This window comes from Noviherbaspirillum pedocola (genome assembly GCF_016632335.1).
GTDB classification, from domain to species: Bacteria; Pseudomonadota; Gammaproteobacteria; order Burkholderiales; family Burkholderiaceae_D; genus Noviherbaspirillum_A; species Noviherbaspirillum_A pedocola.
This window is the reverse complement of the sequence record NZ_JAEPBG010000054.1, coordinates 1-6,650: the sequence shown is the minus strand read 5'-3', so window position 1 is coordinate 6,650 and position 6,650 is coordinate 1. Positions and strand designations below refer to the sequence as shown.

Genomic DNA, 6,650 nt, shown 5'->3' with positions numbered 1-6,650 from the left:
GCCGACAGTCGCTCGACCGCCACCAGTCGGGGACGCTCGATCAATCGGGATATTCTTGCCGGGCGTGGAGTACAGTCACGACCTCGACGCCATCGGCTATTACCCGGTAGACCACAATGTAGTTGGGGTGTGCAACGATTTCGCGCGTGCCTGGGACTCTACCTGGACGATACAGGTAAGGATGTTCCGCAGCTGGAAGCACCGAATCCTCAATCAGCTTGCGCAACCGGCGAGCTGCTGGCGGGCTCTCATTGGCGATGAAGCGGATGATCGAGGCAAGATTGGCGCGTGCCGAGGCACGCCAGAATACCGTCAGCACTTATGCCTGTTGCCGGCGCTGTTCAGCCTCTGCGATGATCGCGTCCATCTCGGCCATGACTTCATCGTGGGGGATGCTAGGACGCGGATCGGCAAGTGAGGCCTGCACCTGGGCGCGGAACCAGCGGTCGTAGCTGGCCGCTTGTTCTTCGGTCTCAAACTCCGAAACGATGGGGGATAGAGTGGCATTCATAAAACCAAGACTACCAGATTAGAATGCCTTGGTGAGTGGGGTCACTTCGTTTCCAGCTACACGCAGCTAGGTCGCCGCTAAAGCGGCGCACGACAACCTGTAGCTCAATGCCGAAGGCCAACGGCATTGGGAGGGCGGCGGAAGGTAAAGGCGGGGCAACGGGTGCAAGTCCCAGCGGAGTCCCCATTCGCTCCCCGATGCGGGCAGGGTTCTACTTCCATTTTTTGGCCGCCTCGGCAACCCAAACATTCCACGACCTATCCAATGCTTTGCGCTTGTTATCGTCCGTGGCCAACTCCCGCATGCTTCGTATCAACGCATCTACAGCTGCAGTGCCTGGGTACTCCGGCGCATCCGTTGGCGTGTGAGCTGACGCCTTCTCTTCTGGCTTCGAGCTTTGGTCTAAGGCGTTTTCTAATTTGTTCATACTTATGCAGCCTTCATTAGGTCGGATGGCTCAGACTTCTCCGATAAGCCAAACAGGGCGCGCTCGGTGGGACGAGTTAGGAATTTATCCAACTTCTCCAGCATTCGTTGGTTGATCGACGCATCCTTCTCCATCGACTCCAAAACCAGCGCGCCGACCAAGTACTTTTTTCTCTCGCGCTCTGCGCGTGCGGTCTTGCTTTCCTTGGCCTTTGTTGCGGCTTCGATTCTCTGTGCGCGGGCCTTGGCCTGCTTAAGCATTTCCTCGATTTCTTTGACGCGCTTCTGCGCCTTGTCTGCTGCGGTGCCCATGGCTTTCTCCATGAATTTGGGTTTCACGGTTGTATTGTAGATGGGCAACTATTTTCTGCAAAGCAATGTAAAATCGCTACGGTATGCATCCGCAGCCGAAAGGCGAAGGGCGCACTTAGAGTATTCCCTGCGGGAATACGTGCGGTCCCTCCGGGACGAAGGGCAAAACCGTGGCGATCTACCATCTCAGCATGAAAGCGATTAGTCGGTCTGCTGGCCGGTCTGCGACTGGAGCAGCTGCCTATCGTGCTGGGTGTTCGATCACGGATGAGCGCACTGGCCAGGTCCACAACTACCGCCGCAAGGGCGGAGTCGAATCCGCGGACGTTGTGCTGCCGGATGGTGTGCCGGCCATGTCGCGGGAAGATTTGTGGAATGGAGTCGAGCTCCACCACAGGCGCGGCGATGCTCTCGTTGCCCGCGAATTTGAGGTGGCTTTGCCTGCCGAACTATCCGAAGTTGAGCGGAAGCGGTTGGCCGTGGATTTCGTAAGAGAAGTAGCGAATCACTATGGGGTGGCGGCTGATGTCTGCATCCATAAACCGGGACGAGGCGGCGACGAGAGAAACCACCATGCGCACATCCTCATCTCGGCTTGTGGTGTCACCAAAGAAGGATTTGGGAAGAAGGTCGTCGAGCTTGATCCGATTCACTGCCAGCGACACAAGATCGCGAATCCCTCTGAGCTTTGGCGGGCGCGTTGGGCAGAGCTGACCAATGAGCGACTGCGGCAAAACCAAATCGATGCAAAGGTCGACCATCGCAGTCTCAAGGAACAGGGAGTCGAACAGGAGCCAACGAAGCACCTCGGGCCATCGGCCACGGGCTTTGAACGGAGGACTGGTGAAGCTTCGCACAAACGTAGAACGCATGAAGGCCAAGCGAAGAAGCAGCGAGCTGAGAAAAATTTCTATGAGCGGGTCGAGCAATCGCTGCAAAGGGCGGAAGAGAACGCGACGCGCTTGGCCGGCGAACTGGCGATCGCCAAGGCCAGACATGCCGCATGGGCGGAGCGCAATACGCGCCGCCATGCAGGTACGCCGAACCGAATCATTCGGATGGATGAGACCAAAACCCAGGATGGCCGCGTGCTGCATCGTTGGGCCGGGGCAGGTCCAAGCGCCGGCAAAGTGGCCGTTATCGAGAAGGGAAACAGACTCTCAGCGGCGGGCAAGTACAGCGAGCCAAAGGCTGCAGCTATGGCCGAGGTTGCCAAGCATCGTGGCTGGAAGGCCGCGACCATCACAGGCAATGACGAATTCAAGGCAATGGCTCTGCGGGAGTTCCTGCGCCGTGGGATCGAGGTAAGCAATCCAGAGCTGCAGCAGCAGGTCCAAGCCTGGCGTCTCGACCAGGCGAAAGTTGCAGAAGCCAGAAAGCAGGCAGAGAAAGCCAAAGAGCGGTCTGCTGAGGCTCACAAGGCTCAGGAGGCGCAAGCGACGATGGGGGCGGAGGAAGGTGCCAAAACCAAGGAAAAGGCGCCTAGCGCCCCGCCAATCGATCATCGAGAGGCTTTGAAGGCAGAGGTGATGCGGATGACCGGCAACAGCGCGACATTTGAGGATCGTGCTGACATCTCTTCCTTCGGAACGGTCTTTGCGATGAATGAGCGGTACGCTGCTCAGGACATCGGGCGTAGGACGGTGCGGATCATTGATCGCACGAAGATCCCGGTTACTCTCGGCACCTGGTGGGTGCAGAAGGATGGATCGATAAAGCCCGAGCGCCTAAAGGATGGCGGTCGGGGACTGATATCGATCTACGGTAAGGGTGTCACGGAGCAGATGGAGCGGGTGGCACCGCATCTCGCTCCAGGTCTAGGAAAAGGGCAGGGGATTGGACGATAAACATTTCCGATCCATGACTAGGAGAATCGGTCTGGCACGGATTTCTGATTTCGAGCTGCTGCAGCCCAAAGCTCAGCCCATCTAAGAGCATTGAGCCTTTCCCTCAACCCCGTTGCTGCGAGGGCACTATCTATGGCTTTGCTCACGCGGGAAAGGGCATAGGTTTGTTTCTGCTGAGGGGTTCGGATGCGCATTCCTACGTTGTAGGGATGCTTTTCAAATTTGAAACCGGCTTGGAGAGTGAAATTTGTTTGTTTTGGTAACTGCGAAGATCCACACGTAGTCTCATGTAGACGCCTCAAGGCACCTTCTCTTTTGGCACTTCGTACCACCCACCGCAAGCAGTGCACATCCAGCGTTTTTTCCCACCCATCCTGAAAAGTATGTGGGGCCAGAGACGGTCCTTGGGGCAGGATAGGTAACGCATGTCATCGCCCAGCTGCAGAGGAATGCCGATCTTTTCAAGTAACTTACGTTCACTCTCAGACATCGAGATTACCCTTTACTGAAGGCTCAAGGAATTCGCGGCATGCCGCTACAGCGCTTGCGAATTCCGGGCCGCGGCGTTCCAAGATTTCAATCCATTCTCTGACCATAGGGCGGCTCGGGATCATCGATGTTGGGCACTCCCAGAGGAAGAACGTCAGAAGCATATCGATCTGCTCGGGGCTATCAGTCTCAAAAGGAGATTTTTCCATGCCCACCTCGCGCCCTTTTATTTTTTCCCGTCCGTCTATCCCCACGCGCGATGTTCATCCATGCCCTTGCCCAGTGACTGGCAATGATCCTTTCATCCAGCGCTTGAGCATGGGCTAATCTATTCACGGCCAAGATGGCACGATTAGTCGCATAGGTTTGACGTCGATAAGCATCGACAAGTTTTATTTTTCTACGCTCTTCCATGAGAGCTCTCCCTGTTTGAACCTAGATCCCTTTTGCTGGTGATTGGGACACCCCTGAAGGGCATACCTAATCCCATGTCGAACGGCCACCACCGCCACAATTCGAGCACTTCCAATCCATGTATGTTTGACCTTGCTGAAGAACCTTGCGAACTGGCCTCAAGCAGGACTGATCTCCATTGCACTTTGGTTCTGACTCCAAGGGTAGGGACTGCTGGCCTGCGTCCTCCAGCAGCCGCCGATAGGCTTGGTCGTATGACTCACCAGGTCGCGCATGCCGCTCCACGTAATCCCGATCCACCGTGGGCCGCTTCGATATTTTTTTTGGCGTCGATGGTTTGGTTTTCTCTTCCGCCTTGGCTTTGATATCGAAAATCAGGTGCGTAACTGCGACGCCAGTTTTGCGCTGGGTATAAGCCACCTCAATGTCGGAAAATTCATTGATCTGCCGGATGGACGAGTCAAGGACATACTTTTTAAAGTCCTTGATTGCTTTGTATTCGCCTGTTATCCCGAGCATCTGCTTAAGCTCAACCAGCTTTAGCTCCCGCCTTCCAGCAGCAAGATATTGAGCTAGCAGCTCATAAAGTCGGATCGCATGAGCGCTAGTCATGCGCCCAATTTTCTCAATACGATATTTTGTGTAGTTCTCGTTTTTGCTTAGACGGGCAATGTAGGGAACGATCTCGGGGGCAAAGCGAATTTGGATCATGCCAGCCCCATCGATGTAGCTGGAGCTAGAAAGCCAACGAATCTCGTTGACGCGTGGTAGGCCCGTTTCAGGATGCGTGTCATGGATCGTCACGTACCGACCAAACAAGCGTTTCCGCGCCTCTTTCAACTGACCATAAACATCCTTCTCTTGGACGTCAGGAAACATGGCAAGGAAATCCTTAGCGCTAATCGTGATCGACCCCGAGCTGAGCAAGGTATCCGCCTCCCTTCCTTCCCCGATAGCCGCCAGGATCAACCGTTGTTCCATCAGATCGAGCCGGTAACTTGCTTCTATCAAACTATTGGCCTTGACCACCATAAGCCGATCTTTTTGATTTTCTTGCAACTTCATTTCTGTCTCCAAGATTGCACAGGAGGAATTTTAACTTAAAAGGGAGCTTGAAAACAAACACCTTAAATGCCGCATTTTTCTCCCCGAATGACCGCATTTTTCTCCCCGAATGACCGCATTTTTCTCCCCGAATGACCGCATTTTTCTCCCTAAAGGTCGCGGGAAGTGCCCGTCTGACGGGGCTCTCCGCTTCCGAAAAGGTTTTAAAAGGTTTTGAAAAGCTATAAAAGCACCGGCGGCATTTATCCACTTGTGGATAAATGATTCCAGACTGCGCCTTCGGCGCACAAGGAGGACTCCAGTCCGCAGGGGGCTGCGCCCCCTCTCCTCGCTTCGCTCGCGGACTCGCACCCCCGGAGGCAGGGCTGCGCCCTCCTCCCGCCTTCGGCGGCTCCCTCCAACCCCTGGCGCCTTCGGCGCGGCTTGCAAAAAGGCGGGCTAAGATATTTGCTTAGTTGACCGTAGGAATTTTTCCTGGGCGACTAAGATGCTTTGTGTAGCTGATCCTTGATACACGTTGTAGTTGATCAACTACATAGGCGTAATGGATTCATGGCGTCTCGCTTACTTGCCCTTTGCGGATGGTGCAACTATCGGCTGGAAGAAAAAAGCCGCAGGCATATAGCCTGCGGCAAAGAGGGGAACTGCAATAGAACTCTAGCATGGCACTAATTGTTGCCGAAATTGCATTAGTGAACGCTATGAAGCAGAGGGCGGTGGCCGTAGCTAACTCGGCCCTTGGCTTGGGGGCGTGTCATGGCGGTCGTCCCAGCCATTTGTAGCGCCTGGAGCTAGCGCACCGCATACGCATTATCGGTTCCAGCATGGGGTGACCTAACACCTCTTTCACACCTGTTCCGTTACGCAACAATGGCTTTAAACCTCTTCTGAGCCGTCTTCTGAAGGTGGGACAAGGATTTCTACGTACTCAGCATTTTGAGCTAGCCAGAGCTCTCCTAGCGCGGCTTGACGGGCCCGTTCAAGCTCGGCCTCACATCTGTGAAGGTGTGTTCGCATTTTTTGTACGGTGGTCTTGAGGCGAGCAACCTCCTTCTTGTGACGATGAGCCATGGTTTTCGACTTCCTTAGCGTCGCCGTACCTGTGATAAATCGATGATGTCGGACTGTAGGGGCTGGTCGCCCCGTACGTCGCGCACGACACGAGCAACCACGCGCTTTCCCTCAGCCTTGAGCCGTTCTCGGTATGCCCGCTGCTTCTCAGCGGCGCTGGCGTACTGCTGAGGACGTCCACGCCCTCGCTTTTCGGGGGCTATGCCGGGGAGTTCTGGGGTAGTCATATTCTGATCGTTTTTCATTTTCGTAACGAAGTTATTTTAATATTTATTATTATAATAACTCCGTTACGAAAATAAAAGGGGTTATGGGAAAAACCAGCATTTTTCGAAAATCTCCCACAACTTGCGAATATGCTTGGACGGCTGCCGGCAAACTAAGTCACGCCGACAGTCGCTCGACCGCCACCAGTCGGGGACGCTCGATCAATCGGGATATTCTTGCCGGGCGTGGAGTACAGTCACGACCTCGACGCCATCGGCTATTACCCGGTAGACCACAATGTAGTTGGG

Annotated in this window: 7 protein-coding genes; 1 reads left to right on the top strand and 6 read right to left on the bottom strand. The window is 54.8% G+C overall.

The annotated features are described in order from the left end of the window. Positions 1 to 40: 40 nt before the first annotated feature. The 3 genes from JJB74_RS32715 to JJB74_RS32705 form a co-directional block, all read right to left on the bottom strand. Positions 41 to 319 carry a type II toxin-antitoxin system RelE/ParE family toxin gene (locus tag JJB74_RS32715; protein WP_200598732.1) on the bottom strand — a complete coding sequence of 93 codons (279 nt, stop codon included), beginning with the start codon at positions 317 to 319 and terminating at the stop codon, positions 41 to 43. Beyond that, complete coding sequence (relB, locus tag JJB74_RS32710; RefSeq protein WP_200598731.1) at positions 320 to 511, bottom strand: type II toxin-antitoxin system RelB family antitoxin; 192 nt, start codon at positions 509 to 511, stop codon at positions 320 to 322. A 429-nt stretch (positions 512 to 940) separates the two neighbouring features. Then, the gene (locus JJB74_RS32705) at positions 941 to 1,249 is read right to left on the bottom strand and encodes a mobilization protein (protein WP_200598730.1); all 309 of its coding nucleotides are present in this window, start codon (positions 1,247 to 1,249) and stop codon (positions 941 to 943) included. Between the two features lie 170 nt (positions 1,250 to 1,419). Here JJB74_RS32705 and mobQ point away from each other — a divergent pair, with 170 nt between their 5' ends. Further along, entirely contained in the window at positions 1,420 to 3,096 is a 1,677-nt protein-coding gene (mobQ, locus tag JJB74_RS32700; protein ID WP_200598729.1) for a MobQ family relaxase, read from the top strand. A 482-nt stretch (positions 3,097 to 3,578) separates the two neighbouring features. Here mobQ and JJB74_RS32695 read toward each other — a convergent pair whose 3' ends face one another. From JJB74_RS32695 to JJB74_RS32685, 3 genes are all read right to left on the bottom strand, one after another. Then, the gene (locus JJB74_RS32695) at positions 3,579 to 3,794 is read right to left on the bottom strand and encodes a hypothetical protein (RefSeq protein ID WP_200598728.1); all 216 of its coding nucleotides are present in this window, start codon (positions 3,792 to 3,794) and stop codon (positions 3,579 to 3,581) included. Beyond that, the gene (locus tag JJB74_RS32690) at positions 3,775 to 3,999 is read right to left on the bottom strand and encodes a hypothetical protein (RefSeq protein ID WP_200598727.1); all 225 of its coding nucleotides are present in this window, start codon (positions 3,997 to 3,999) and stop codon (positions 3,775 to 3,777) included. The genes JJB74_RS32695 and JJB74_RS32690 overlap by 20 nt, the downstream gene beginning before the upstream one ends. Before the next feature lie 66 nt (positions 4,000 to 4,065). Continuing rightward, on the bottom strand, positions 4,066 to 5,064 hold the full coding sequence (locus tag JJB74_RS32685; RefSeq protein WP_234485054.1) for a RepB family plasmid replication initiator protein: 999 nt from the start codon (positions 5,062 to 5,064) through the stop codon (positions 4,066 to 4,068). Between the last annotated feature and the right edge of the window lie 1,586 nt (positions 5,065 to 6,650).